The organism is Pseudomonas sp. NUPR-001 (assembly GCF_052147955.1).
GTDB lineage: Bacteria > Pseudomonadota > Gammaproteobacteria > Pseudomonadales > Pseudomonadaceae > Aquipseudomonas.
In genome coordinates this window covers 5039560-5065026 of sequence record NZ_CP197353.1, presented here as the reverse complement: position 1 = coordinate 5065026, position 25467 = coordinate 5039560, and the positions used below count along the sequence as shown (strand labels likewise).

The window sequence follows — 25467 nt, the reverse complement described above, 5'->3', positions numbered from 1 at the left end:
GGGTCGTTCACGCTTCCTTGACGCAGTCACGCGAGCCCTCTTGGAAAACTTCAAGTTTTCTGAGTCACGCCAGTAAGATTGGCGCGTCTGTTCGCGATTAGATGCCATATGATCGCCAACGCAGCGCAACCCAACCACGGCAGCAAAAACGCATTCAACACTTGCCATCCAAAATTATTCAGTAAGCCTCCGGCTCCAAACGAGCAAGAGAGCCCTACCGCAAAAATGACCATGTCATTGGTGGCTTGAGCGCGACTTTTTACCGACGTCGCACTCCCCAAGGCTCCTCAATTCGGAGAGGCCGGATGGGAATCACTACTCATCAGCAGTGCCACCGGCCGATAAATGAACGCTACCAGTCATCCTGCCGGCGACGATGTGCAGCGGCCAATGGAGTAAGGTAAACGTGACCAAAAAGCGCATGGTGGTGGCGGAAGCTATATGGCAGCGATCATCCTTATAGGACCCTGTTTTCCTTCGCTAGCCGGTTGTTGGAGCACCCCGCACCGGTGCTTCGTGGCGCGTCGAAGTCAGGTCATGAACCAGGCGGCCTACGTCTTGGGCAGTTACCGGTTAGCATCCGAATGGTTGTCGCGGCCAGCTCTTGGCTTGGACATGCGCACGCCCTGTAGTCTGCTGGCAGATGCTGATCGCTACCGACAAGTCGTCGACCACCTGGTGAGGCTTGAGTATGGCGTCTATTGACGCACTCGAGACATCATGAAATCCGAGAATCGAAGCGAATTGGGGGTGGAGCTCTGCCGGATAGAGGCTCTATCCCGGCTGGCCGCACGCACCGAAAAACGAAGCCGCTTCCGGGACATTGCCCTCGTGAGCGGCGCGGATACAGAACCTGTTGATCGCCTTGCCGGAGGATCACTCAACATCATTCGCAAGGCGATGAAATAATGACATCCCAGTGTGCTTGGGGCATCCCATACTGCAGATTGCCGTTGTCCAGACGGGTGAGCCGTCGCACACATCGCAACGCACATCAGTCACCGCCTCAGTTTCCACACGGCCAGTGATTTTCATTCGAACCGAGCCTAGTTTTTTATCTGCCTCTTCAGCGTAGCGGTTTGGCCTGCCCCAGCTGGTCATCGCTCGCCAGGGAAGGATCGATCCATTTCCATCCACACAGCGCTGAAACTCCCATTTTTATCTGACGCACTGTCCTATTGCACATTTCATCTCGAATAGTATTTCATCCGTAAAAACAAGGATGGAGACCTTCATGTACCTCGCTGAGCTGACCATCAAGAACTTCCGCAAGCTGCGCGAAGCCACGCTGAAATTTCAGCCTGGTTTGAATGTGCTGGTAGGGCCAAACAACGTAGGCAAAAGCGCGGTAGTGGATGCGCTCCGGACGCTTCTCGCGGGACATGATGAACCCTATCCCCGTCTCGATGTTTCGGACCGACATCGCCCGGTTGAAGGCGAACCGACTGGCGATATTAACTTCCATTTTGTCTTCAGAGATCTCAGCCACGAGGATGAAGCGGACTTTATTGCAGCGCTCAAGCCGTGCGCTGACAAGACTATGGAGGCGCATGTTCACGTCAGGTACACCGATGCGGATCAGACGGGTCGCTTCAGAGTAAAACGCTGGTGCGGCGATCACCAGGAGGTTGCACTTACCTCCGATATGATGGAAAACCTTCGTGGTGTCTATTTGCAGCCTTTGCGAGATGCCGCGCAGGGGCTTCGACCTAGCCGTAACAGCCAGCTGGCACGTTTGCTGCATTTGCTTACGGATGATGAAGGTCGTGAAGCAATCAACGCGGCGCTGAAAGAACTGGATGAAAAACTCCAGCAGAACGAGTCAATCCAAAGCACCCATACCGCGATATCGTCTCGACATGGCTTAATGATGGGAGAGCAGCTGGCACAGACGCTCGCTGTTGGGCTTAGCGCAACAGATTTCCAGCGTCTTTCTGCTCGGCTTTCCCTCACCGCTGAAGCTTTGGAGATTGAGCAGAACGGACTGGGCTTCAACAACCTGATTTTCATGGCGGTAGTGCTCAGCGAGCTGGCCAAAAACCCTGACGCAGCCTATCGAAGCTTGATTGTCGAGGAGCCAGAGGCGCATCTGCATCCTCAATTGCAGCGTGTGCTGTTGCGGTATCTCGCAGGCGTGCCGACGAATGAAGGCGAAAAGTCAGTGCAACTGTTCGTCACCAGCCACTCCCCAAATTTTGCCAGCAATTCAAAGCTCGAGTCTCTGGTATGCCTGGTAGAGAGCGATGCCGGCGTGGAGACTTTCTTCCCCCGTGACATCAAATTTGCCAAGGGTAAACGGGAAAAGCTTGAGCGTTATCTGGACGTGACCAGAGCCGAGTTGTTTTTTGCCCGCCGGGTCATTTTCGTCGAAGGTGCTGCGGAGCTCATGCTTGTCGATGCGCTCGCCAAGCTTATGAATCTTGATCTCCGGGAGTACGGTGTCAGTCTGATCAGTGTCGAGGGGCTCAATTTCGATTCCTTCTTGCCGCTGTTTGGTGAGAAAGGCCTACGAATTCCGGTCGCTGTCGTGACCGACGCTGATCCTTTCGAAGAAGAAGAGGTACAGGGCCCTGCAGAGGGCGAGCTGGATGCGGAAGGGATTGAGGATCTGCTTGCCGAGGCTGCCTACATGGAAGAAACGGATGCGCCTGAAGAGGAAGTTCCGGTCGCCGAACCGGTGAAGAAGAAAAAGGTTAAAAGGAAAGAGGTCTATCCATCGTTTGGAGACGATGTGAGATTGTCTAGCAACACCGTCAAGATGAAGGAGTCCGAAGACGCTTTTGTGAAGGTCTTCCACGGTCTGAAAACCTTGGAATACGATCTGGCACTGCTTGAGGCGAATCGCGGTCCCATGCTTACTGCGTTAGCCGACCCCCACCCACGTATCTCAAAAGCACTACGCAAGATCGTGGATGCTCAACCAGACAACACTGCAAAGGCCAAGGCGCTGTTTTGCGGGATGTTCGAGCGCAAAGACAGTAGTAGCAATGTGCAAAAGGGCCGATTCGGTCAGGCATTTGCTGAGCAGATCGCCAAAACGCCTGATTGCGCAGTCCCTGACTATCTTCAGAAAGCCATCCAGCATGTCTGCCAGGGAGCGGCCAAACCATGAAGCTCTCCGAAGAGCAGAAGGACATAATCAATGCGCCGTTGGGGCCTATCGCTGTCACGGCGTGCGCTGGGAGCGGCAAAACGGCTACGGCAATCAGGCGCCTGATTGCCATCCGGCAGAAGATGGACAACAGCCGTGGTCGGGTCGTGCTTTTGTCTTTCTCCAATGTTGCGGTCAATACGTTCAACAAGGGGTACGCACAGCTCGCTTCGGCCCTGCCGGATGACGCCAATCGCAAACGCGTGGAGGTGGACACGCTTGATGGGTTTTTCACCCAGCATGTATTGCGTCCCCATGCTTACCGAACAATGGCTGCGGCTCAAGCAGCATACCTGGTGTCAGGCTCAGAGCCTTTCTTGGCCAGTTTTCAATATTGGCCAGAGGAGGGCCGCCCTCTGCCGGTCAAAGACATCAAAGTCGGCATGCAGAATGGCAATCACTACTTCTTCACCGATACACGTGACGGCGTGGAAAAACTCGATGCTGGAAAGGCTCTAAACACGGTCAATCGCCTTGGCCGCACAGGTGCCTACACTCATGAACTCGGCCGGTACTGGGTGTATCGGACCTTGGTCCACCAGCCTGCAGTTCTACGTGCTCTGGCAGGCCGGTATCCGCAGCTTCTGGTTGATGAGTCCCAGGACCTGGGCACTGTGCATCAGGCTATCTTGGAGTTGCTCATCGGTGCTGGGGTACAAGTCTCCCTCATTGGTGATGTAAACCAGGGCATCTACGGCTTCGCTGGCGCTGACGGCGCCTTCCTGAACACCTATACGGATCGTATTGGGGTGACTGGCTACAAGCTCACTCGTAACTACCGCTCACTGCCCCCGATCATCAATATCGCCAATTTGCTCTGCGGCCGGGACGATGAGCCAGATCGGCAGCCCGAACAAGGCGGAGCATATTTCGTAGGGTACAAGGAATCGGAACTGCCCAAGCTGTTCGATGCTTTCAAGGCTCATATCGATGAACTGGGTATGCAGTACAAGGATGCGGTAATTCTCAGCCGAGGGACGGGGCGCGCCGCGGTGTTGGCCGGGAACGTCGCCCCTCCTGGGAAAGGTACGATCGCAATGCTCACAGAAGCGTCTTTGCTTCGAGACCAGCAAGGTCGATACCAAGAGTGCTTTAAATTTGTATGCCGGGCTGTCGTGGGATTGCTGAACAACCCCCCAAATGGGCTTAGCTCAAACCTGCAAGGAGCACCCCATGAAGGGTGGATGCTCAGGCTCAGACGATTGCTATGGGCTTTCATTCGCAACGCCGAGACAGGACTGCCATCATCGTTGCTGTTAGCCAAAACTGAGTGGCATCCGAAGCTCATGATGAATATCAGGATTCTTCTCGCAGCCATCGAGAAACAGTCTGGGTTGAAAGCTGTAGGCACTCTAGGCAACAAACTGGCGAAGACCGGGTTGCTGGAACTTCCGCTCACCGGCGCTGCGGGGCCTCAAGAGGGCGGCCATGGAATCAGAGTCGAGACTGTACACCAGGTGAAAGGCGAATCCATTGGCGCGGTTCTGTATGTAGCGAAGAAGCCGAACGTTGAAGCGTTATTGGCGGGCACGGTTACCGAGGAAGGGCGTATTGGATACGTAGCAGTCACGAGAGCCAGGAACCTGTTTTGGTTGGCCGTGCCCAACTCAAGCCTAAAAGCGTTACGCGGGGATTTGATCGCAGCTGGATTTGAAGAACTCCCGGCTCGCAAGTAGACCAACCTCGCTATGGGCTAGCTAACCTATGACCCGATTGCTAGTTCATTTTGACGGTCCGCGACGCTTGGATTACCGCCCATCACTTCAACTCTGCTTGCCGGTGTCTCCTTCATTGTGAGTCTTGTCATGGCTGAGGTGTTGGAGCAGCAACCTCAGCTTGTCCAGAAGTTCATCGAAGGTGACGACTTCCACATCCTTGCAAGCGTGTCGAAAGATATCGAAGCAGCGCCGCGGTTCGGGTTCAGTCGGCGTGGTGCCGCAGATGACTATGCATTTGATCGTATCTGGTTGGGAGCCCTGCAAACTGCTTTGGTGAAACAGCCAATTACTGCGCAACGCGGTTTGCTGGTAGAGAACCTGTGTAACCGCGCCGCTGAGTTCCGCATGCGGTCCGAACACTTTGTCGTTGCGATAAGCACTTGATTGCATGAGGGGGCTGGACGGTTTTTTGATCTCAACAATCGCCAGCGGCTGCCCTAGCTCTCGAAAAAGAAAGTCCCCGATTTGAGCACCGGAGCCATCGATACCGGACATTTGCGCATGGAACTGAGTGTGAAGCAGCTTTACCGGTCGGGCGAACAGCAGTGACAAGATGAACGTGTTGTCTTCAAAAAAACGCTGCCAATGAGCTTCGGTGAGCTGTTGCTGAAGCTTCTTCTCGAAGAGCTCGATCATGTTAGCGAGCGTCACTCGCTCAATTTCAGCGTGTAGATTGAGTAGCTCATGCGGGGCGTCTTTGGCAATCTGTCTGGCATTCTGCCTAACGGTTCTCACCGATGCCTGTCGTTGCTGTTTCTCCATGGCTGGAGAGGGCTTGGTGCTGGCCATTCGGTACTCGACCATTTCACCGGTGCTAGTCACTTGGACCAAGGCAGGGAATTGCGAGGGTGCTAGTTTTGCCAGCAGCGCGTTGCGAACATGCCACTGCTTGGCTACGCGGATGCGTTCCTTCAGTCTGCGATTGGCCTTATCGAACGTGCGCCTCAAGTCATCCAACTGCCGCTCTGGAATGCGCGCGCAATTGCGATCAATCTTTATCTGATCGTCGTGGGTCACTACCAAGGTATTTAGGTCGGGCACACGCATCAGGCCAGCACATATGGGTTCCAGATCTTTGATCAAGCCAAGACCAAAGTTACTGCTATTCCATAACCGCGACGTTAAGTACATGTCGATCAGCGTGAGAGCTGCATCCGAAGACTCAGGTAAACCCTGGACATATTTCATTTCATAAACAATGGTCTTGATTCGGCCGTGTCTACAAGTGAGGTAGCGTTGTGCATGCGGATTGGTGAATACCGGATAAGTGACGATACGGTCTGGGAAAATGCGGGCAAGGCGGTGCCAGCGATTCTCAGGGTACGGGTACCAAGCGTCCGGCTCTTCTAGATTGAAGAAGGTTTCCATGTAGAGGTCTCTACTTAGTTCTTCATTTGGCAGGCTAGGAACAAGGCGGAAACTTGGATTGAAAACTGATTCTGCGTCATACATAACGCCCACTTCTCCTTGGCACGCCACAGCAGCACGAGGCTGCTTTGAGATGGGGAAGTATACTGCTATGCGTTAGCGAAAGAGAGAAGTCGCCGCACACCCACATTTCTAGGCAGTAGCTCCGAAATGGCGGTTAATGCCGTTCTCCCGAGAGAACCGCGGATGCCTCATTGCCGTCCCGAGAACGTACTCGCACAGTATTTGCCACCCTTGAGTTTTAAATCGAGCTCTCGAAAATGGGGCACTACCCGACCAGGTGCGCCGCAATGCTAAATTCTTGCTGCGGCACTTTCCGTGGTCGAGGCACGTGAACGGGGCGTATTGCACGTTGTATGCCCCTTCGTGCGCTTCACACCTCATGGTGTGGTCTGGGCCGATGGTTCGGAGACGGCAGTCGATGCAGTGATCTGGTGCACCGGATTCAAACCGGCTTAAGGGCATCTAGCCAGCCTTGGGGTGGTTACCGAGGAAGGGCGAGTGGCGGTCGAGGGACTCGTGCTGTGAGCGAACCCAGGCGTTGGCTGGTGGCCTATGGCGAGTGGACGGGATCGACGTCAGCGACTTTGATCGGGGTTACCCGTACAGCCCGCAGCACTGTCGCTGAAATCGAGCAGTTACTGGTAAAGGCGGAGGCATGAGAGCCCCTGCCTGATGGTCGCTGTTCAGCTTGGCTGCTGTGGAGTCTCGTCGTGCCTGGGCAAGGCGATTGAGATGAGAGCGGCAGCCAGTACAAAACCGCTCGATACCCACAAGCAAGCCTCCAGGCCATAAGTTTGGAACACCCAGCCGGAAAGCAGGGTGCCGAGCAGTCGTCCCAGAGCGTTGGACATGTAGTAGAAGCCCACGTCCAGTGAGACCCCGTCTTCCTTGGCATAGCTAACGATCAGGTAGCTGTGCAGCGATGAATTCACGGCAAACAGCACGCCGAACAGCATCAGCCCACCAAGCAATACCACCTGACCCGACCAGCCTGCGCTCAGCCCCAGAGCAATGAGTGCGGGCAGTCCGGCCAGCGCGATAGCCCAGGTGAAGGCTACTCGGCCGTCTGGCACATGGCCACGCTGCTTGCCGGTGATGCTGGGGGCAAAAGACTGCACGATGCCGTAGCCGATGATCCAGGCGGCAAGAAAGCCGCCGACCAACCAGAAGTCCCAACCAAATGTGGTGCTCAGGTAGACCGGCAGCGCTACGACGAACCAGACGTCGCGAGCGCCAAAGAGAAACAATCGTGCGGCCGAGAGGATGTTGATCGCCCGGCTTTTGGACAGCATGTCGCGGAATTTTGGTTTGGCCTTGGCCTTGCCCAGGTCTTTTTTCAGCAGCAGCAAGCTGCCTATCCAGATCAATGCCAGCACCGCCGCCATGGCCAGCACCGCCATGGAGAAGCCGAGCAGCGCGAGCAGTGCACCGCCGAGGAAGAAGCCCACGCCTTTGAGCGCGTTTTTCGAGCCGGTGAGGATGGCTACCCACTTGTAGAGGGTGCCTTGCTGGCTATCTGGCACCAAGAGCTTGATAGAGCTCTTGGCACTCATCTTGTTGAGGTCCTTGGCGATGCCGGACAAGGCTTGGGCTGCCATCACCCAAGGCAGCGTCAGCCAGGCCGCCGGAACCGTGAGCATCAGCAAGGCCAGCACCTGCATGCCCAGGCCAATGTTCATGGTGCGATTGAGCCCCAGGCGAGCGCCGAGGTAGCCGCCCACCAGGTTGGTGATCACGCCGAAAATTTCGTAGAACAGGAACAGCGCGGCGATCTGCAGCGGCGTGTAGCCCAGCGTATGGAAGTGCAAAACCACCAACATGCGCAACGCGCCGTCGGTGAGGGTGAAGGCCCAGTAGTTGCCGGTAACCAGCAGGTACTGGCGCACTTGTGTGGACAGGGCTGACAACGCCTTCATGATCGCCGTTTACTCCGCCGCGCCGACCAGTCGGGCCAGCTCCGCTGCACGATTGGCGTAGCCCCACTCGTTGTCGTACCAGGCGTAGATTTTTACCTGGGTACCATTGACCACCAGGGTCGACAGCGCATCGATGATCGAAGACCGCGGATCGGTGCGGTAGTCGATGGACACCAGTGGGCGTTCTTCGTAACCCAAGATGTCCTTCAACGGGCCTTCGGCAGCCGCCTTCAGCAGCAAGTTGACCTCTTCAGCCGTAGTTTCACGCGCCACCTCGAACACGCAGTCGGTCAGCGAGGCGTTGGCCAGCGGTACGCGCACGGCGTGACCATTCAGCTTGCCGCGCAGTTCGGGGAAAATCTCGGCGATCGCTGTGGCCGAACCGGTGGTGGTCGGGATCAGGCTCATGCCTGAGGCACGGGCGCGGCGCAGGTCCTTGTGCGGGGTATCGAGGATGCTCTGGGTATTGGTCAGGTCGTGGATGGTGGTGATCGAGCCGTGGCGGATGCCCAGGTTCTCGTGAATCACTTTGACCACCGGAGCCAGGCAGTTGGTGGTGCAGGAAGCGGCGGTGACAATGCGGTGCTGGGCCGGGTCGAACAGGTGCTGGTTTACGCCCATCACCACGTTCAGCGCGCCTTTTTCCTTCACCGGGGCACAGACCACCACGCGTTTGACGCCCTGATCCAGGTAGGCCTGGAGCACGGCTACCGACTTCATCTTGCCGCTGGCCTCGATGACCAGGTCGCAGCCCGACCAGTCGGTGTCGGCGATGGTCTTGTTCGCTGTGACCTTGATGCGTTTGCCATCGATCACCACCGAGTCGCCTTCTGCACCTGCTTCGCGTTGCCAGCGTCCGTGGATCGAGTCGAAGTTGATCAGGTGGGCGTGGGTCTCAGCGTCCCCGGCCGCGTCATTGATCTGTACGAATTCGAATTCCGGCCAGTCCCAGGACGCGCGCAGCGCCAAGCGACCGATACGTCCAAACCCATTGATGCCTACTTTGATTGCCATTTTCTTGTTCTCGAGTCGCGGTTCGCGAGCGGTCAGAGGGTATTGGTGAACTGATTGATGTAGTTGACGTGTGCAGGGTTTTGAATCGCTCGCGGGCGCAGGGCCTGAACCTGAGCGATGGCCTCGTGCACAGGGATACCGCACTCGATCATCAGGCGGGCTGCGAACAAGCCGGTACGACCCGAGCCACCCTTGCAGTGAATAGCGATCGATTTGCCAGCCATCACCAGCTCTTTTAGGCGCTCCCGATGGGTTTCCCAGGCGACAGCAAAGGGCTCACCGGGAGCCTGATCATCCTCCACCGGCAGGTGGAACCATTCGAGGCCCAACAGCTGGCATTCCTCAGGCAGTAGATCGACCTCGTTCTGCAGCAACTCTTCATCCGGCATCAGGGTTACCAGTGCGCTCGCGCCGGCATCGCGCAGTGTTGCCAGAGCCTGGGAGACCGACGTGTCCTTGGTACCAGGGCACGGGGTGAAGATTAGTTGGCCGATCAACTGTGGAGTAGTCAGCACGGAATACGGGTGCAGTTGCATGCTCAAAAGCCTCAGATGGAGCGTTGATTGACGCGTTTCGACAGTTCTTCAGCGGACTCTTTACGTTCGGAATAGCGATCAACCATGTAGTCGGCACGATCACGCAGAAGCAGGGTGAACTTCACCAGCTCCTCCATCACGTCGACGACGCGGTCATAGTACGCAGAAGGCTTCATGCGGCCCGCTTCGTCGAACTCCAGATAGGCCTTCGGCACTGACGACTGGTTAGGGATAGTGAACATGCGCATCCAGCGGCCGAGCACGCGCAGCTGGTTGACCACGTTGAACGACTGCGAGCCACCGCAGACCTGCATCACCGCGAGGGTTTTGCCCTGCGTCGGCCGCACGGCACCCATGCTCAGCGGAATCCAGTCGATCTGCGACTTGAACACGCCGGTCATCGCACCGTGGCGTTCTGGCGAACACCAGACCATGCCTTCCGACCAGAGCACCAGGTCGCGCAGCTCTTTGACCATGGGGTGGTCGTCGGGTACGTCATCCGGCAGCGGCAGGCCGGACGGATTGAAGATCCGCGTCTCGGCGCCGAAGTGCTCCAGCAGGCGAGCCGCTTCCTCAGTCAGAAGGCGGCTGAAAGAGCGTTCGCGGGTCGATCCATACAACAGCAGGATGCGCGGTTTGTGAGTGGACTGCTGCTCGATCGCCAGCTTTTCGGAGGACGGCAGATCGATCAGTTCACTGTCGATGTTGGGGATATGGTGTTCGGTCATGATTTCACTCCTGGGACAAGGCACCAGATGGCTGATCGAACCAGCGACGCTTGAGCCACAAGGCAACGCCAACTAGAGAGATCAGTACCGGTACTTCCACCAAAGGCCCGATGACGGTGGCAAAGGCTACCGGCGAGGCAAGGCCGAAAGTGGCAATGGCCACGGCAATGGCCAGTTCGAAGTTGTTACTGGCAGCGGTAAATGCCAGCGCAGTGGTGCGTGGGTAGTCGGCTTCCAGCAGCTTGCCCATCCAGAAGCTGATGAAGAACATCACCACGAAGTAGATGGTCAGTGGGATGGCGATGCGCAGCACATCCAGAGGCAGTTGCAGCACCATGTCGCCTTTCAGGCTGAACATGGCGACGATGGTCAGCAGCAACGCTACGAGCGTCAGCGGGCTGATCTTCGGAATGAAGCGCTCCTCGTACCACGCGGAGCCCTTACGGCTGATCAGGATCTTGCGGGTCAGGAAGCCAGCCAGGAATGGGATACCCAGATAGATCAGTACCGATTGGGCAATTTCGAGGAAGCTGGTTTCGATGACGCTACCTTCCAGGCCGAACAGCGGCGGCAGAAGGCCCAGGAAGATCCAGGCATACACGCTGAAGAACAGGATCTGGAAAATGCTGTTGAAGGCGACCAAGCCAGCAACGTACTGGTTGTTGCCGCCCGCGATCTGGTTCCACACCAGCACCATGGCGATGCAGCGTGCCAAGCCGATGAGGATCAGGCCGGTCATGTACTCGGGCTTGTCGGAGAGGAATACGACAGCCAGCCCGAACATCAGCACCGGGCCAATCACCCAGTTCTGAATCAGCGACAAGGCGAGGATGCGCTTGTCTTTGAAGACCTGTGGCAGCTCCTCGTATTTCACCTTCGCCAATGGCGGGTACATCATGACGATCAGGCCAATGGCAATGGGGATGTTTGTCGAGCCAACCGACAGGCTGTTCAGCCATGCAGGCAGTCCCTGGAAGAGACTGCCGAGGCCAATGCCAAGGCCCATGGCCAAAAAGATCCAGACCGTTAGGTAGCGATCGAGGAATGAAAGGCGGCTCTTGCTCATGGTGAATCTCCCTTAACGTCAGAGCGTTCCGATGCGCGCCAGCTCGGCCTTGAGCTGGGCGGCATCCAGTTGTTCGAAAGGCAATGCGAGAAATGCCGTAATGCGGCGCTTGATGTGTTCAAGCGTGGCGTCGAAAGCCTCGTCCAGTTCGGCGGCACTACCTTGCAGGTCCGACGGATCGGAAAGCCCCCAATGAGCTTTTACTGCCGGCCCGAAGAACACGGGGCATGCTTCGCCAGCGGCCTTGTCGCAGACGGTGATGACAAAATCCGGGGCTAACTCGGCGTGTGAATCACTGGACTTGCTGCTGAGACCATCGGTGGAAATACCGGCGCGCTGCAACGCGGCGATGGACAACGGATGTACCTCGCCCTTGGGCTGGCTGCCGGCGCTGAAGGCCTTCATACCGGTCGGGGCCAGGTGGTTGAACATGGCTTCGGACAGGATGCTGCGGCAGCTATTGGCGGTGCAGAGGAACAGAGCTTTCATCGGCTTTTCTCGGCAGTGATCAGCAGCAGGAGGCCACGCGCTGTGGGCGGCCACCCATGGTGTCCAGTCGTTTGGAGCTGGTACTCAGCCATTCGTGATTGGCCTCCAGCGTCGTTGCCAAGACCTCGCGTACCCAGGCGGGCAGTTCGGGATGTAGCCGGTAGTAAACCCATTGACCCTGCCGGCGGTCTTCCAGCAGGTCACACGTACGCAATTGCGCTAGGTGGCGGGAAACCTTGGGCTGGCTTTCTTCCAGCGCACAGGTCAGTTCACAGACGCAGAGCTCTTCCTCGCGAGCGATCAGCAACATCATCCGAATGCGTGTCTCGTCGGCGAGGCATTTGAAAACCTTGGTAGGGGTCAGCGAGTCAGTCATAGCGGTTCTCAGTGTTTGGTTTTCACGAGGACGAACATCTTGATGCGTTCATGAATCTCGTGAAGCGTGTGGCGGAAGGCGTCGTGTTTGTCGCTGGTGACAGGGTCTTCGAAGCTCCATACCAGCTGCTCGCCAAAAGCCGGAAGCGCTTGGCATTCCTGGGCGGCCTTGTCACAGAGGGTAATGACGTAGTCGAAGTGTTCACTGGCGAACTCGTCGATGGATTTGCTACGCAGGGCGCTGGAGTCGATGGCGAGGTGCTCAAGGGCGGCATAGGTTCGCGGGTCGACTACGCCAGGCTGAGTGCCTGCGCTGAAAGCTTCGAAGCGCACAGGGTCTGTGTGCCGGAGCAATGCTTCGGCGAGCTGGGAGCGAGCAGCGTTGGCGGTGCAAACAAACAGGACGCGGATCTTGCCAGTCATCACTAGATGCTCTGCTAATATATGGTTTTTCAAATATACGATTTTCCAAATGTATCGCAAGCTTGTGATGATGGGTGGCTTTACATGTGCGTCTTCATGCACATATATTGCTCTCATGACGACTACTGACAATCTCCGCGCCCAAGCCATCGATGCTGCCATTGAGTCGCTGGATGAAGCCTTCTTCAAAGCTCTCTGCGAACCCTCTAGGGTCGCGGTGTTCAAGCGCGTGCTTCAGTTAGGGAGGGCGGATGTCGGCGAAATAGCCAAAGCTTTGCCGCAGGAGCGCTCTGTGATCTCAAGGCACTTACAGGTGCTGCACGACGCTCACATCGTGAAAGCCACCAAAGTGGGCAGACAGGTTTTCTATGAAGTGAATGGCGGGGCGATCGTCGAGCGTTTGGAGGGCCTCCTCCAGCGAACCAAGGGTCTGGTTTCGCTGTGCTGCCCGTAGCGTGGCTTTTTTTCTCTTGATATATGCATGAGTGTGCACATATGAATGAATTGAGTCGTACTTTGGATGTGGTTGTCATTGGGGGAGGCCAAGCAGGTTTGGCGCTTGGTTGGCACTTGCAGCATCACGGCTTGGATTTTCTCATCATTGATGAGCAGATACGCCCAGGCGGAAACTGGCGTAACTACTACGACAGCCTGCAGCTGTTCTCACCGGCTGAACACTCAGCGCTGCCGGGGCTGCCGTTTCCTGGTGACCCCAAGAGCTATCCGCTACGGGACGAGGTGGTGAAGTACTTGGAGGCCTACGCTGCCGAGTTTCGACTGCCTTTTCAGGGCGGCATCCGAGTGGTGGGCGTAGCGCAGAAGGAAAAGGTGTTTGAGGTTCGCTGCGACACCGGAGCGATCCTCACCGCACGTTCTGTGGTCGTAGCATCGGGAGGATTTAGCCGGCCGTTCACGCCCAGCGTTCCTGGGTTGGAGGGCTTCTCAGGGACATGTCTGCATAGCTCAGCATATCGAACGCCAGAGCCCTTTACTGGCCAGCGCGTCGTAGTGGTTGGAGCCGCGAACTCAGCTGTCCAGATCGCTTATGAGCTTGCAGGCGTCGCCGAGGTAGTGCTGGCAACCCGCGAGAAAATCCGTTTCTTCCCGCAGCGAATCCTCGGGCTCGATTTTCATGCTTGGCTGAAATTCACCAGGCTGGAGCAAACACGATGGTTGAGTGACCAGAGCACTCCCGTGCTCGACACTGGCAAGTACCGGAAGGCCCTCAACGCCGGTCGATTCCGGCGTAGGGCAATGTTCCAGCAAGTGCTATCCGATGCTGTTGTCTGGCCGGACAGAAGCACGACCCAAGTCGATGCGCTGATCTTTGCGACGGGCTTCCAGCCAAACCTTGATTTCCTGTCAGGCCTCCCGGTCGCAGACCGGAGTGGACGTGTGCTGCAACACAACGGTGTAGCCAGCAAGGTGCCTGGCTTGTACTTCGTAGGCTTGCCGAAGCAACGTAACTTCGCCTCGGCAACACTCAGGGGCGTGGGTGCTGACGCCAGTTACCTAATGCCTCGACTGCTTCATCATCTGGGCAAGGATCACCCGTCTCAGCTATCAGCTTCACCCCGCCAAGCCTGATCTTTGGCGGGACAACGGATCGAAACTGGAAGTTGCAGACGCCTGTTTCGTGACGCAGTCAGCGACTGAGCGACGCTGTGGTCGTCGATCGATCCCGGCAAAGGAGCGATGGAATCGCTCGAACATAGATCAACTCGAAAACCAGCTCAACGAGGGTCTGGGTGATGACTGCGGCGGCAGCGAGTCCGCGCAGTTCTTCGGGCAAGGCCAGGGCGAGCGGCAGGACCACCAGCGAATTGCGCGTCGAGGTACTGAATGTCACCGCCCTGGCCGCTCCGACGGGCAGTTTAAACATCTTCGCGACCAAGGCGCCGATCATCGGGGCCAGGAAAGCGAAGGCGATATATACAGGCAGCACCGGTGCGAGCTTTTCGATCTGGTTCACCACAGGGGCGATCTGGGAGCCGACTACAGCGATCAGTACTGCCGCCATCGCCGGTACCGGCAACCAGGCCCAGGCATCGGCCCAGACTTTTACTACTGTGGAGCGTTTGACCAGGGCCTCGGTCAACAGGGCCAGGATCAGGGGACCCACGATCAGCGCCAAGAAGGCTTCGAGGAATGGGCCGACCTGCATCTCAACCCCGGAGTTACCGCTAAGCATAAGACTGAGGTAGAGCGGCAGCAACGCGAGCTGGAGTAGCAGCAGGATGGGGGTAGCTGAAAGAATCAAGCGTGAGTCGCCCCGGCCAATGTGGGTGAACACCACCACATAGTCGATGCAGGGCGTCAGCAGGACAAGTAGCGCACCAATCAGAATGGCTGGCTGGCCTTCCAGAAAGCGGGTCAGCCCCCAGACCAGCAGCGGGATCAGGATGAAGTTGGTGACCATGAGCGCTGCCATAAAGGGCTTGTTGCGCAGTCCTTCTCGCAGATTCAGGAAGGGAATCTGCAGGAACATCGCGTACATCAGTATGGCGATGCTAGGGGTAATCAAGGCCGACAACCCCTGTGCAGAGGATGGAGCCAGAAGCCCACCGAGTGCGGCGACTATCACCGCGACGAAGTAGATAGGTATCTGGTTTTGCTCAAGGGTATCTCTGTTCATGGGGCTCTCAAGTTTAAGACGTCGCATACTGATCCACATAATGGCGCTTCGAGCATCCTCTACTCGCGCCATCGGTCCGGCTCCAGTATTTTACAGGGCAGGCACCGTACATAAGTGGGGCAGCTATGAGCGCCATCATCCTTGAATCCGTGTTGACCTGCCCGCATTGCGGCTTCGCCAAGCAGGAGGTCATGCCCACGGACGCCTGCCAGTTCTTCTACGAGTGTGACAGCTGCAAGACCCTGCTACGCCCGAATCCTGGTGACTGTTGTGTGTTCTGTTCGTTTGGCTCGGTGAAGTGCCCACCGATCCAGGAGCAGCGCGGTTGCTGTGGTTTAGACGCACCTAAAGTACCCCGCCAGATCTGATCTCTGGCAGGGCGATGGACCGAGACTGTTCACCGAGTCCCTAACTCGTCGAGACCATGCGGGCGAACGGTGCCGAAGCTGTATTCGTTTGGATCGATCAATGGAGCCAACTGAGCAGGGCTTTGAGTGGTTTGGTCAATTGCCAGCCGCAGCTCACTTAGGGGCTGCAGATTGGGATGTAAACCCGTGGCCACGATGATCTCATCCGCCTCAGGCAGCGGCCGGCCATTGCTGCGCACAACGACTCCCTCGCCAGTCGCGTCGATTTGGCTACGTCACCACAAACGGGTGACACAGGGTACTTGTTGGAAAAGGGCGCCTACTTCAGGCGCATGAAACCATCCTTCAAACCCAAGGAGTCAATCAAGAGGATGGTGGAGCAATCAACTCTTCACTATCCCGTGGGGCTGCCGACCTTTCGCTGACCTGTACGCCCAAGAATGGTGGATGGCAGGTTCGATAACTGCTTGTGAAGGTCGAATCAGCCATCCATGCCATTGTTATTTCAGGGGCTTGATCGACACTATGGTGGCTGCCATACCCTCGGCACGAAACTCAAACGCTACTTGATCCCCAGCTTTCAGGCCTGCCAGTTGCTCGGTTGTTGCATTGAATGCCATGGTCATGGCGGGCCACTGCAGGGCCGGCACGGCGCCATGCGCAATCGTCACTGTGTGCTTCGTAGTATCGATAGCCTTGATCGTTCCCTCCGCTTTGGCCACTGGAGCCTGTTTGGTCTCTTGCTTCATCTGCATGCCCTCCATGGGCATAGCCTCCTTCTTCATTCCCGGCATGTCCTCCGCCTGTGCGGAAAGAGACAGTGCGACAACGGTGCTTGCAACGGCAATCAGGGTCAGTTTCATACGGCTTTACCTTGAGGGTTGGTGGATACAACGGGGAGGTGCCGACGGCGCATCAAGCGATAGGCCGCCGGAATGACAAAGAGAGAAAGCAAGGGAGCCGTGACCATGCCACCGACCATCGGTGCAGCGATGCGACTCATCACTTCACTACCGGTCCCGCTGCCCCAGAGTATCGGCAATAGGCCGGCGATAATGACGGCGACGGTCATGGCCTTGGGTCGAACACGCAGCACCGCACCTTCGCGAATCGCCTCGACCAGCCCACGCTCTGTGTTGTCACCGAGGTCTTCACGTTCGGCCCAGGCCTTCTTCAGGTACAGCAGCATGATCACTCCAAATTCGGCAGACACACCGGCCAGGGCGATAAAGCCAACGCCGGTGGCCACCGACAAATTGAAGCCCAGCAGATAGAGGAACCATGCTCCGCCGGTCAGAGCGAATGGCAGCGTGGCCATGATCAACAAGGCCTCGTCGAGGCGAGCAAAGGTCAGATAGAGCAGGACGAAAATGATAAGCAGAGTGGCCGGCACTACCAGCTTGAGTCGGGCATTGGCCCTTTCGAGAAACTCGAACTGCCCCGAGTAGCTCAAGCTCATCCCTGGCTGCAACTTGACCTGCTCACTGACGACACGGCGCAAGTCGGCGACCACCGAGGCAATATCCCGCCCCCGCACGTCGATATACACCCATCCGGAAGGCCTTGCATTCTCGCTCTTGAGCATCGGCGGACCGTCGCTGACCTTGATCCTAGCCACCGTGCCAAGGGTGATTTGGTTTCCTAGTGGGGTGTAGATCGGCAGTTGCTCCAGGGCGCCGAGCGAATCACGCCACTCGCGCGGATATCGCACATTGATTGGGAAGCGTGCCAGTCCCTCAATGGTCTCCCCGATGTTTTCACCGCCGATTGCGCCGGCGACGATTGACTGCACATCGGCGATGTTCAGCCCATAGCGGGCAGCGGCTTTGCGGTCGATATCCACGTCGATGTAACGGCCACCGGTTAGGCGCTCAGCCAGCGCAGAACTGACCCCAGGTACGTCCTTGGCCACGCGCTCAACCGCCTGAGTGGCTGCATCAATCTCTGTCAGGTTGCTACCGGCAATTTTCACCCCGATCGGGCTCTTGATCCCAGTGGCGAGCATATCGATGCGATTGCGAATCGGCGGGATCCAGATATTGGTTAATCCCGGCACACGGACCACCCGATCCAGTTCCTCCACCAACTTTTCCTGGGTCAGGCCGGGTCGCCATTGCTCACGCGGCTTGAACTGAATGGTGGTTTCGAACATCTCCAGTGGCGCCGGGTCGGTAGCGGTTTCGGCGCGGCCTGCTTTACCGAAGACGTGTTCGACTTCGGGCACCGTCTTGATCAGACGGTCAGTCTGCTGCAGCAATTGCGCCGCTTTCTGCGCCGACAACCCTGGCAGCGCCGAAGGCATGTAGAGCAGATCGCCCTCGTCCAGTGGAGGAAGGAACTCACCCCCCAACCGGGACATCGGCCATAGTGTGCTGAGAAACACCAGCAGGGCGACCAGCATAGTGGCTTTGGGCCGACGCAGCACTGCGTCCAAGGCGGGTTGATAGAGCCTGATCAACCAGCGATTCAGCGGGTTCTGTTCCTCATTGGGAATTCGTCCGCGAATCCAGTAGCCCATCAGCACCGGCACTAGTGTCACCGATAATCCGGCTGCCGCCGCCATGGCGTAGGTTTTGGTGAACGCCAGGGGCCCGAACAGCCGCCCCTCCTGTGCTTCCAGAGTGAACACTGGGATGAACGACAAAGTGATGATCAACAGGCAGAAAAACAGCGCTGGCCCTACCTCGGTCGCAGCTTCAGTCATTACAAGCCAATGATGTTCACCCTTGAGCTCTTGCCCGGGATGGGCCGCGTGCCATGCCTCGATCTTCTTGTGAGCATTCTCGATCATCACCACTGCGGCGTCGACCATGGCACCGATGGCGATGGCGATCCCGCCCAGGGACATGATGTTGGCGTTAATTCCCTGGTAGCGCATGACAATGAAGGCCATCAATACCCCGACCGGCAGCGAGATAATGGCCACCAGGGATGAGCGCAGATGCCACAGAAATATCCCGCAGACCAAGGCGACGACGATGAACTCTTCGAGCAACTTGTGGCTGAGGTTTTTCACGGCGCGGTCGATCAGCTTACTGCGATCGTAGGTAGTGACGATTTCCACCCCGGTCGGTAGGCTTTTCTTCAATTCGTCGAGCTTGGCTTTGACTGCTGCGATGGTCTCGCGAGCGTTCTTGCCGCTGCGCAGAATCACCACGCCGCCGACGGTCTCGCCTTCGCCGTCGAGTTCAGTGATACCGCGACGCATCTCTGGACCCAACTGGATCGTTGCGACTTCGCCGAGAGTTACTGGTACGCCACCGGCACCTAGCTTGAGTGGAATTGCTCGAAAGTCATTCAATGTCTTCAGGTAGCCTGACGCACGAACCATAAACTCGGTTTCCGCCATCTCCAACACGGCGCCGCCGGTTTCCTGGTTGGCCTTGCCAATCGCCTCGGTGACCTGCGCCTGGGTGATGCCGAGGCTGGCCAGTTTGAGCGGATCGAGCTGCACTTGGTACTGCTTGACCATGCCGCCCACGGTGGCCACTTCCGCCACATTGGGCAGGGTCTTCAGTTCAAATTTGAGAAACCAGTCTTGAAGTGCACGGAGTTGCGCTAGGTCGTGTCCACCGGTGCGATCCACCAGGGCGTACTGATAGATCCAGCCCACCCCAGTGGCATCTGGCCCCAATGCCGGCTTGGCACTGGCGGGCAGGCGACTTTGTATCTGGCTTAGGTACTCCAGCACCCGGGAGCGAGCCCAATACATATCGGTACCGTCTTCAAACAGCACGTACACAAAGCTGTCGCCGAAAAAGGAATAACCGCGCACGGTTTTCGCCCCTGGCACCGAGAGCATGGTGGTGGCCAACGGGTAGGTCACCTGGTTCTCGACGATCTGCGGTGCCTGGCCCGGATACGGGGTGCGAATGATCACCTGCACATCGGACAGATCTGGCAGCGCATCGATGGGCGTGCTCTGCACCGACCAGACGCCCCAGGCCGTGACAAACAGCGTGGCCAATAGCACCAGGAAGCGGTTAGCCACTGACCAGCGGATAAGAGCCGCAATCATGGCTGATCCCCTAGTTTTTCCAGGCGCTCAACGCGCAAACCATCATCGGTTTGACTGACGGATACACGAACCTTGTCGCCCGACTTGAGCCCCTGCATGAGCGCAGGGGTTGCTAACGGAAAGGTCATGGTCATGCCTGGCATACCCAATGTTTTGAACGGACCGTGGGCAAGCGTGACATCTTGGCTATTGATCTGCAGGACTTGCCCCTCTGACTCATGAAGGGCGGAGGCGGCAGTGGGTGGTGCTGGTACTTCCAGCGTGGTTGCGACAATGCCCTTGAGGCTGGCTTCGGAGTCGAGCAAGAACTGTCCGGAGCTGACTACCTGTTCACCTTCCTGCAAGCCTTTCAATATTACCGTCTTGCCGTCGTTTTCCAGTCCGAGTTGCACTTCTACCGGACGGTAGCGACCCGCGTCTTCGGCGAGCATCACCAGCGTGCGCCGGCCAGTACGGATGACTGCCTCGCTCGGCACCCACAACGTACTTTGCTCGGTCGTACGGTTCAGACGCACTTGCGCTGTCATTCCCGGTCTGAGTCGCCCGTCAGCGTTGGGGAGCTCGACTCGCACACGGACAGTGCGGCTGTCCGGATTGGTTTCCGGCAGAATCGCACTGACCGTGCCGTTGAGCACTGTCCCCGGGAAGGCTGGCAGGCGTGCTTCTACCGTCTGTCTGACGATGATTGATCCAGTTTCCGACTCTGGAACGGCCACCGCCAGCCAGACGCTGCTCAAACCATTGACCCGGGCCAGCGTCTCGCCAGCCGCCACGGTCATGCCCGTACGGACATTCAACTCTTGCAGCACACCGCCAATGGGGCTGGTAAGGGTCAAGTTCGGCTGGACCTTGCCGCTGCGCTCTACCTGAGTAATCAGTGCCGCGGGCATTCCCGTGAGGCGGAGTCGTTGGCGGGCCGCTGCCAGCAAGTCGGCATCGCCATTATGTTTAAGTGCGAGGAATTCTTCCTGGGCAGCAGCCCACTCCGGTACCAGGATATCCGCCAATGGTGCATTCACCGTGAGCAGGTCGCCTGGGGCGCGGGCATAGACCCGTTCCACAAAGCCAGCGGTACGTGCCTGAATCACCGCAACTTCCCGCTCGTTGAATGCCAGCACGCCGACAACGTCCAGGCTAGAAGCGAGGACGCCACGGGTGACGTTTGCCAGGCGCATGCCCAGATTCTGAGTCAGGTCGGGGTCGATGCTGATGGCGGCACCGGTGGTTGTGCCATCCGCGTATTGTGGTACCAGCTGCATGTCCATAAAGGGCGATTTGCCCGGTTTATCGAACTTCTGCTGCGGCACCATCGGGTCGTACCAATACAGCACCTTGCGTTCGTCTTGCGTTTTGGGAGCCTGCTGTGTGAGCGCATCAGGCATTGTGTTCATGCGTTGCTGAGCGAACCAGTAGCCGCCACCAAGGCCTATGGCCACCGAGAAGCCTGCCAGCAAACCCCCTTTCCAGATTCGAGTGCTCATCGGCTGGTGTCCCCGTAGTTGAAATACAAGCGAGCATTCGTCAGCGCTCGCTGTTCTTCGACGTCAATTTGTTTAAGGCGAGCCTCGATGAGTTCACGTCGGGCCGCGATAACAGACGCCAGGTCGCCTTTCCCTGCGCGGTAGCTGGCCATGCTCAGTCCAACCTTTTCCTTGGCCAGGGGGACCAGGGTTTCCCGGCTGCGGCTCACGGCACGGTTTAGACGCTCGTAGTCAGCCAAATCAGCTTCCAGTTGCAGGGTATGCTCGCGTGTAAGAGCTTCGCGCTCGGCTTCCAATTGATTCAGCTCGGCGTGTTTGGCGGCGATCCTGGGATTTTGTCGGGAGCCGGGGAACAACGGCAGGTCCCATGAGAGTTGCACGCTGACCATATCGCCAAACTCCCGCCCGCGGCGCTGATAATCGACTTCCCAGCTCCAGTCGGACTGCTTTTCCGCTTCGGCTTCGCGCACTTTGGCTTCAGCCTCGCGGGTCATCGGTGCAAACGCTGCCAGTTCAGGATGATGTTGCAACTTGTGGGAATAGCTCGAGCTATCGACAGGCCATTCCGGCAGACGGCCCACAGGCTGGTCATTGGCGGCGGCGCCAATCCAGCGCTTGAGAGCCGCTCGAGCTTGTGCTCGCTGGCGAATCAGATCGTCCTGTTGCTCTGCCAATTGCGCCGCTTCCTGCCTGGGTGTGATCGCATCGGCAGGCTGGGCTCGGCCACCGGCGATCTGCGCCAGGACGGTATCGCTCAACAGACGATTTTCTTTGTAAAAATCCTGGAACAGCACCTCTTTACGCTCGACTGAATAGCTGCTGATCCAGGCCGATGCCGTGGCCTGCCGGACATTCAATCGCTCGACTTGACCTTCAGCCGCGGCTCGATCAACGGCCGCTTCGGCGACCGCGGTACGCGCCCGGCGCTTGTCGCGGTTGGGCACCTCCTGCATGACCCCAACCATTTGCATGGTCATGAAGTCCTGGTCAAGGCTCCAGCGATCGGGACCGCCAATCGGGTAGTTCTGTACCCCCAGCAGCAACTTGGGATCGGGTAATTCCCCTGCGGGGATTGCGGCACTGCTGGCAGCTTGCAGCTTGGCCGCTTGGGCCGTCAGTGAGGGGGCGTTGTTTTCGGCTAGCCGCAGGGCTTCATCGAGGGTCAGCGGGGCGGCGACGCTCGACAATGCCAGTACGCTTGCCAGCAGACCGGCCACGAGGGACCAACCTGTGCAATAGCACTTAGAGTTCATGTTCACGATTCCTGTGATGAATCACCGCGCGCCTCTTCAGACATGCACGCAGGTATGCCATCGCATCAATGGCCGATGGGACTCAGTGTGGTACAGGAATCAGGCGCAGGGCGGTCGCCATACCCCTGAAAGGGGCTGCGTAGGTAGGAAATCGCCGAAGACGGACGTCACGACGGGGCTGGACAAGGTAACAGGAGGCTTGATGATCGAGACTTGCAGCATGCCGCCAGTCTTGCATTCCTGGCCCGGCTTGCAGGGCTTGCCGTGTTCGGCAGGGCTTTTCATATCGTTGCAGCAGTCCATGCCCATGTCGTCCATCATCGCCATGCCCATGGTCTTCATCGGGCAGGGTTCAGTCGGTGCCTCGATACCCGCCATCCCACTGAGGGGAAGCGCCAGGCTAACCAGGAAAATGAGGCAACACCGTATGTAGCGTTTCATGTTGGGGAGTCTAGTCGCTGCTCACGCACCGGACAATTACAAATCTCTTAGGAAGAGTGAACCGTTCCGAGTTTCGCAGACATCACAATGCCTCAGAATGAGGCCAACTAGGCGGTTCCATGAGCAGTCGGCTTTTTCCCGAAGAGTTCAAGATCCAGGCTGTAAATTGAGTGACTGAAAACTGTTACCCGTAGCAGACGAGGTGTCACGCTTGGCTGCACAGTGGTGACAAACGGGTCATGTGGGTGAGTGTTGGTGAAATTGGTTAGCGCAACATTGATGGCACAAGAGTTCGCTACCCGGCCGCTTCCTGTTGATCGGCGGGAAAAGCAAAGTGAAAGGCGGTCAAACCTTCAGATGAGGTGCACCAGACTCTACCTTTGTGTGCTTCTACAATGGAACGGGTGATCGCAAGACCGAGCCCTGCATTGTTGGGACCACCCTCCCGCCTCGCAGGGTCGGCACGGTAGAAACGATCAAAGATCTTGTTGATGTGCTGCGAATCAATTGTGGCTCCGCTATTTCGGATGGTGAGTGTCACCTGGTCTGCGGAATGCTGGATCTCCACCGCGATCTCCTTTCCTTCCGGCGTGTATCGCATGGCGTTCGAGAGGATATTGGAGACAGCTCGATCAATCATCAGACGGTCTCCAGTGATGATTCCCCTTCCATGAAGGCTTAGCCGTACTCCTCGATCCTCAGCCAGTAATTGGTAGTACTCGAAAAGCTTGGACACGAGATCTTCAAGTTTGATGTCGACCTGCTCAGGAATGATGAGCCCGTTGTCGGCCTTGGCGAGGAAGAGCATGTCATCGATCATGCGGGACATCCGCTTCAGGTCCTCCAGATTCGAGTACAGGTTCTCCTCATACGCGTCCAAATCGCGTTTCCTGGTCAGCACGACCTCGGTGTGCGTTAGCAGGTTACTCACCGGGGTTCTTAACTCGTGTGCGATGTCGGCCGAAAAGTTGGATAGGCGAACGAATGCGTCATCCAAGCGTGCGAGCATTCCGTTGAAGGACAAGATCAGTTCTTGAAGTTCAAGTGGCACAGGTTCCAGAGGGATGCGTTCTTGGAGTGACCTAGCAGACATGGACGTCGCAACCTTCGTGATCTGCTCGACGGGACGCAGCCCACTTTTCGCGACTAGCCAACCCAAGCCTGCGCTGACCAACGCGCTGATAACCAAACCGACTCCGAACCACCGTTGCAGGGTTTCAAAGAAATGCGCATGGCTGGTGATATCCAGCATCAGCATGACGGTGCCGGGGGCTAGGTCGCCTGGGATCTTGACGTGAGACGTGACGCCGCGGAAGTTATGGGATTCGTCCTGCCATTCCCACATGGTTTCTTTTTCAGCACGCTTGTAACGATCGGGGATCTGCACGGTTTTGAGATCTGAAAACAGTACAGCACCGTCTGAGTTGAGGATCTCCGCCGTCAGATCCTGGTGGGCGCCTAATAATGCGCTTAGTTGCGGTCGTAGCCCTTCAAGCCTTGCTCCCGGTGCCTGGATCGACAGGATGTGTCTTGTCGACTCCAGCTTCTCGAATAGCGCTTGTTCATCGAGCATTCGGAAGTGATGTTGGCTCAGCATGTTGAAGCTGATGCCTGCGACCGCCAGTACAGCGATGACCGCGAACATGATCATCAAGGTCAGACGTTTGACGAGTGAGGACTGTGACAGCATCACTCAGTTGTATCCATCATGTAGCCCATGCCTCGGGCTGTGTGAATGAGCTTCGGAGCAAAGTCGTCATCAATCTTTGCCCGCAGCCGCCGAATCGCCACCTCGATCACATTGGTGTCGCTGTCGAAATTCATGTCCCACACTTGGGATGCAATTAGGGATTTGGGCAGCACTTCACCGCGACGCCGCATCAGAAGCTCTAGAAGTGAAAACTCCTTTGCTGTCAGATCAATTCGCTTGCCGTTTCGAGTGGCACGCCGCTTGAGAAGGTCAACCTCAAGATCCGCCATTTTCATGGTGGTTTGAGCTGACGAGCTGATGCCCCGGCGCAGTAGCGTACGGACCCGAGCGAGTAGCTCTGAGAATGCGAATGGTTTTATGAGGTAATCGTCGGCCCCTAGCTCAAGGCCTTTCACTCTATCGTCTACGCCATCACGAGCCGTCAGGAACAAGACAGGGACGTCTTTACCTGCCGCGCGAACCATCCGCAGGACTTCCCAGCCATCTAGCCCCGGCATCATCACGTCGAGAATCAGTAGGTCGTAGCTTTCGCTCAGTGCATGTTGAAGGGCGTCGGTACCCGAGAGGACACGATCAACAGTAAAACCTGCCTCTGCGAGGCCCTGCTGCAAGTAGGCTCCGGCTTTTGGCTCATCCTCAGCTACGAGTAGTTTCATGTGCTTTGACCCCAATGGTGTACATGTCCAGTTTGCAGCAAAAAAGCCGCCCAACCA

Annotated in this window: 25 protein-coding genes and 1 pseudogene; 8 read left to right on the top strand and 18 right to left on the bottom strand. The window is 57.3% G+C overall.

The features are described 5' to 3' along the window. Positions 1-441 precede the first annotated feature (441 nt). The 4 genes from ACP6KB_RS23285 to ACP6KB_RS23270 all read left to right on the top strand — a co-directional run bounded on the left by ACP6KB_RS23285 (position 442) and on the right by ACP6KB_RS23270 (position 4827). Positions 442-705, top strand: coding sequence for an antitoxin Xre/MbcA/ParS toxin-binding domain-containing protein (locus tag ACP6KB_RS23285; protein WP_367619275.1), 264 nt, complete (start codon positions 442-444; stop codon positions 703-705). A gap of 15 nt (positions 706-720) precedes the next feature. After that, positions 721-909 carry a hypothetical protein gene (locus ACP6KB_RS23280; RefSeq protein ID WP_191833610.1) on the top strand — a complete coding sequence of 63 codons (189 nt, stop codon included), beginning with the start codon at positions 721-723 and terminating at the stop codon, positions 907-909. A gap of 325 nt (positions 910-1234) precedes the next feature. Continuing rightward, positions 1235-3112, top strand: a complete 1878-nt coding sequence (locus ACP6KB_RS23275) for an ATP-dependent nuclease (RefSeq protein ID WP_191833609.1) — start codon at positions 1235-1237, stop codon at positions 3110-3112. Beyond that, positions 3109-4827, top strand: coding sequence for a UvrD-helicase domain-containing protein (locus tag ACP6KB_RS23270; RefSeq protein WP_191833608.1), 1719 nt, complete (start codon positions 3109-3111; stop codon positions 4825-4827). The genes ACP6KB_RS23275 and ACP6KB_RS23270 overlap by 4 nt, the downstream gene beginning before the upstream one ends. Before the next feature lie 87 nt (positions 4828-4914). Here ACP6KB_RS23270 and ACP6KB_RS23265 read toward each other — a convergent pair whose 3' ends face one another. After that, entirely contained in the window at positions 4915-6321 is a 1407-nt protein-coding gene (locus ACP6KB_RS23265) for a Shedu immune nuclease family protein (RefSeq protein ID WP_442109606.1), read from the bottom strand. A gap of 294 nt (positions 6322-6615) precedes the next feature. Between ACP6KB_RS23265 and ACP6KB_RS23260 the strand changes: the two are divergent. Further along, positions 6616-6959: pseudogene (locus tag ACP6KB_RS23260) on the top strand (pyridine nucleotide-disulfide oxidoreductase); the annotation flags it as partial. A gap of 24 nt (positions 6960-6983) precedes the next feature. On the opposite strand, the gene arsJ reads toward ACP6KB_RS23260, so the two are convergent. From arsJ to ACP6KB_RS23220, 8 genes are read right to left on the bottom strand one after another with little or no spacing between them, the layout of a single operon-like run. Continuing rightward, on the bottom strand, positions 6984-8216 hold the full coding sequence (arsJ, locus tag ACP6KB_RS23255) for an organoarsenical effux MFS transporter ArsJ (RefSeq protein ID WP_280042769.1): 1233 nt from the start codon (positions 8214-8216) through the stop codon (positions 6984-6986). Positions 8217-8225: 9 nt separating this feature from the next. Then, a complete protein-coding gene (locus ACP6KB_RS23250; protein WP_280042767.1) occupies positions 8226-9230 on the bottom strand; it encodes an ArsJ-associated glyceraldehyde-3-phosphate dehydrogenase in 1005 nt (334 codons plus the stop codon). A 32-nt stretch (positions 9231-9262) separates the two neighbouring features. Next, positions 9263-9766 (bottom strand): cyclin-dependent kinase inhibitor 3 family protein, encoded by a 504-nt coding sequence (locus ACP6KB_RS23245; protein WP_191832395.1) that lies wholly within the window; start codon positions 9764-9766, stop codon positions 9263-9265. An 11-nt stretch (positions 9767-9777) separates the two neighbouring features. Then, positions 9778-10494 (bottom strand): arsenical resistance protein ArsH, encoded by a 717-nt coding sequence (arsH, locus tag ACP6KB_RS23240; protein WP_191832394.1) that lies wholly within the window; start codon positions 10492-10494, stop codon positions 9778-9780. Between the two features lie 4 nt (positions 10495-10498). Next, positions 10499-11560, bottom strand: coding sequence for an ACR3 family arsenite efflux transporter (gene arsB, locus ACP6KB_RS23235; protein WP_191832393.1), 1062 nt, complete (start codon positions 11558-11560; stop codon positions 10499-10501). Positions 11561-11578: 18 nt separating this feature from the next. Next, on the bottom strand, positions 11579-12049 hold the full coding sequence (locus ACP6KB_RS23230) for an arsenate reductase ArsC (RefSeq protein ID WP_191832392.1): 471 nt from the start codon (positions 12047-12049) through the stop codon (positions 11579-11581). Positions 12050-12068: 19 nt separating this feature from the next. Next, positions 12069-12425 carry a metalloregulator ArsR/SmtB family transcription factor gene (locus tag ACP6KB_RS23225; RefSeq protein ID WP_191832391.1) on the bottom strand — a complete coding sequence of 119 codons (357 nt, stop codon included), beginning with the start codon at positions 12423-12425 and terminating at the stop codon, positions 12069-12071. A gap of 8 nt (positions 12426-12433) precedes the next feature. Beyond that, the gene (locus tag ACP6KB_RS23220) at positions 12434-12847 is read right to left on the bottom strand and encodes an arsenate reductase ArsC (protein ID WP_191832390.1); all 414 of its coding nucleotides are present in this window, start codon (positions 12845-12847) and stop codon (positions 12434-12436) included. Positions 12848-12962: 115 nt separating this feature from the next. Between ACP6KB_RS23220 and ACP6KB_RS23215 the strand changes: the two genes are divergently transcribed. Together ACP6KB_RS23215 and ACP6KB_RS23210 are read left to right on the top strand one after the other, a co-directional pair. Continuing rightward, entirely contained in the window at positions 12963-13301 is a 339-nt protein-coding gene (locus ACP6KB_RS23215) for an ArsR/SmtB family transcription factor (RefSeq protein ID WP_191832403.1), read from the top strand. A 41-nt stretch (positions 13302-13342) separates the two neighbouring features. Beyond that, positions 13343-14434, top strand: a complete 1092-nt coding sequence (locus tag ACP6KB_RS23210; protein ID WP_191832389.1) for a flavin-containing monooxygenase — start codon at positions 13343-13345, stop codon at positions 14432-14434. 58 nt (positions 14435-14492) lie between these two features. On the opposite strand, the gene ACP6KB_RS23205 is transcribed toward ACP6KB_RS23210, so the two are convergent. Continuing rightward, positions 14493-15482 carry an arsenic resistance protein gene (locus ACP6KB_RS23205; RefSeq protein WP_191832388.1) on the bottom strand — a complete coding sequence of 330 codons (990 nt, stop codon included), beginning with the start codon at positions 15480-15482 and terminating at the stop codon, positions 14493-14495. Between the two features lie 125 nt (positions 15483-15607). Here ACP6KB_RS23205 and ACP6KB_RS23200 point away from each other — a divergent pair, with 125 nt between their 5' ends. After that, positions 15608-15850 (top strand): GDCCVxC domain-containing (seleno)protein, encoded by a 243-nt coding sequence (locus tag ACP6KB_RS23200; protein ID WP_191832387.1) that lies wholly within the window; start codon positions 15608-15610, stop codon positions 15848-15850. A 29-nt stretch (positions 15851-15879) separates the two neighbouring features. Here the strand turns inward: ACP6KB_RS23200 and ACP6KB_RS23195 are convergent, their stop codons facing one another. The 8 genes from ACP6KB_RS23195 to ACP6KB_RS23160 form a co-directional block, all read right to left on the bottom strand. Next, a complete protein-coding gene (locus ACP6KB_RS23195; RefSeq protein WP_262405545.1) occupies positions 15880-16089 on the bottom strand; it encodes a hypothetical protein in 210 nt (69 codons plus the stop codon). Between the two features lie 261 nt (positions 16090-16350). Continuing rightward, the gene (locus tag ACP6KB_RS23190; RefSeq protein WP_191832386.1) at positions 16351-16713 is read right to left on the bottom strand and encodes a copper-binding protein; all 363 of its coding nucleotides are present in this window, start codon (positions 16711-16713) and stop codon (positions 16351-16353) included. Next, positions 16710-19868, bottom strand: a complete 3159-nt coding sequence (locus ACP6KB_RS23185) for an efflux RND transporter permease subunit (protein WP_191832385.1) — start codon at positions 19866-19868, stop codon at positions 16710-16712. The genes ACP6KB_RS23190 and ACP6KB_RS23185 overlap by 4 nt, the downstream gene beginning before the upstream one ends. Further along, a complete protein-coding gene (locus ACP6KB_RS23180) occupies positions 19865-21349 on the bottom strand; it encodes an efflux RND transporter periplasmic adaptor subunit (protein ID WP_191832384.1) in 1485 nt (494 codons plus the stop codon). Before ACP6KB_RS23180 ends, ACP6KB_RS23185 begins: the two co-directional genes overlap by 4 nt. Further along, complete coding sequence (locus ACP6KB_RS23175) at positions 21346-22602, bottom strand: TolC family protein (RefSeq protein WP_191832383.1); 1257 nt, start codon at positions 22600-22602, stop codon at positions 21346-21348. The genes ACP6KB_RS23180 and ACP6KB_RS23175 overlap by 4 nt, the downstream gene beginning before the upstream one ends. Positions 22603-22701: 99 nt before the next feature. After that, positions 22702-23043: a hypothetical protein gene (locus ACP6KB_RS23170; protein WP_191832382.1), complete on the bottom strand. Its 342-nt coding sequence runs from the start codon at positions 23041-23043 to the stop codon at positions 22702-22704. A gap of 295 nt (positions 23044-23338) precedes the next feature. Further along, complete coding sequence (locus tag ACP6KB_RS23165) at positions 23339-24733, bottom strand: heavy metal sensor histidine kinase (protein ID WP_280043375.1); 1395 nt, start codon at positions 24731-24733, stop codon at positions 23339-23341. Continuing rightward, positions 24733-25410 (bottom strand): heavy metal response regulator transcription factor, encoded by a 678-nt coding sequence (locus ACP6KB_RS23160; protein WP_191832381.1) that lies wholly within the window; start codon positions 25408-25410, stop codon positions 24733-24735. The genes ACP6KB_RS23165 and ACP6KB_RS23160 overlap by 1 nt, the downstream gene beginning before the upstream one ends. Between the last annotated feature and the right edge of the window lie 57 nt (positions 25411-25467).

Bases quoted from the DNA above. Each gene is read 5' to 3' on its own strand.
- ACP6KB_RS23285 (WP_367619275.1), top strand. From the start codon at position 442: ATGGCAGCGATCATCCTTATAGGACCCTGTTTTCCTTCGCTAGCCGGT.
- ACP6KB_RS23280 (WP_191833610.1), top strand. From the start codon at position 721: ATGAAATCCGAGAATCGAAGCGAATTGGGGGTGGAGCTCTGCCGGATA.
- ACP6KB_RS23275 (WP_191833609.1), top strand. From the start codon at position 1,235: ATGTACCTCGCTGAGCTGACCATCAAGAACTTCCGCAAGCTGCGCGAA.
- ACP6KB_RS23270 (WP_191833608.1), top strand. From the start codon at position 3,109: ATGAAGCTCTCCGAAGAGCAGAAGGACATAATCAATGCGCCGTTGGGG.
- ACP6KB_RS23265 (WP_442109606.1), bottom strand. From the start codon at position 6,321: ATGTATGACGCAGAATCAGTTTTCAATCCAAGTTTCCGCCTTGTTCCT.
- arsJ (WP_280042769.1), bottom strand. From the start codon at position 8,216: ATGAAGGCGTTGTCAGCCCTGTCCACACAAGTGCGCCAGTACCTGCTG.
- ACP6KB_RS23250 (WP_280042767.1), bottom strand. From the start codon at position 9,230: ATGGCAATCAAAGTAGGCATCAATGGGTTTGGACGTATCGGTCGCTTG.
- ACP6KB_RS23245 (WP_191832395.1), bottom strand. From the start codon at position 9,766: ATGCAACTGCACCCGTATTCCGTGCTGACTACTCCACAGTTGATCGGC.
- arsH (WP_191832394.1), bottom strand. From the start codon at position 10,494: ATGACCGAACACCATATCCCCAACATCGACAGTGAACTGATCGATCTG.
- arsB (WP_191832393.1), bottom strand. From the start codon at position 11,560: ATGAGCAAGAGCCGCCTTTCATTCCTCGATCGCTACCTAACGGTCTGG.
- ACP6KB_RS23230 (WP_191832392.1), bottom strand. From the start codon at position 12,049: ATGAAAGCTCTGTTCCTCTGCACCGCCAATAGCTGCCGCAGCATCCTG.
- ACP6KB_RS23225 (WP_191832391.1), bottom strand. From the start codon at position 12,425: ATGACTGACTCGCTGACCCCTACCAAGGTTTTCAAATGCCTCGCCGAC.
- ACP6KB_RS23220 (WP_191832390.1), bottom strand. From the start codon at position 12,847: ATGACTGGCAAGATCCGCGTCCTGTTTGTTTGCACCGCCAACGCTGCT.
- ACP6KB_RS23215 (WP_191832403.1), top strand. From the start codon at position 12,963: ATGACGACTACTGACAATCTCCGCGCCCAAGCCATCGATGCTGCCATT.
- ACP6KB_RS23210 (WP_191832389.1), top strand. From the start codon at position 13,343: ATGAATGAATTGAGTCGTACTTTGGATGTGGTTGTCATTGGGGGAGGC.
- ACP6KB_RS23205 (WP_191832388.1), bottom strand. From the start codon at position 15,482: ATGAACAGAGATACCCTTGAGCAAAACCAGATACCTATCTACTTCGTC.
- ACP6KB_RS23200 (WP_191832387.1), top strand. From the start codon at position 15,608: ATGAGCGCCATCATCCTTGAATCCGTGTTGACCTGCCCGCATTGCGGC.
- ACP6KB_RS23190 (WP_191832386.1), bottom strand. From the start codon at position 16,713: ATGAAACTGACCCTGATTGCCGTTGCAAGCACCGTTGTCGCACTGTCT.
- ACP6KB_RS23185 (WP_191832385.1), bottom strand. From the start codon at position 19,868: ATGATTGCGGCTCTTATCCGCTGGTCAGTGGCTAACCGCTTCCTGGTG.
- ACP6KB_RS23180 (WP_191832384.1), bottom strand. From the start codon at position 21,349: ATGAGCACTCGAATCTGGAAAGGGGGTTTGCTGGCAGGCTTCTCGGTG.
- ACP6KB_RS23175 (WP_191832383.1), bottom strand. From the start codon at position 22,602: ATGAACTCTAAGTGCTATTGCACAGGTTGGTCCCTCGTGGCCGGTCTG.
- ACP6KB_RS23170 (WP_191832382.1), bottom strand. From the start codon at position 23,043: ATGAAACGCTACATACGGTGTTGCCTCATTTTCCTGGTTAGCCTGGCG.
- ACP6KB_RS23165 (WP_280043375.1), bottom strand. From the start codon at position 24,733: ATGCTGTCACAGTCCTCACTCGTCAAACGTCTGACCTTGATGATCATG.
- ACP6KB_RS23160 (WP_191832381.1), bottom strand. From the start codon at position 25,410: ATGAAACTACTCGTAGCTGAGGATGAGCCAAAAGCCGGAGCCTACTTG.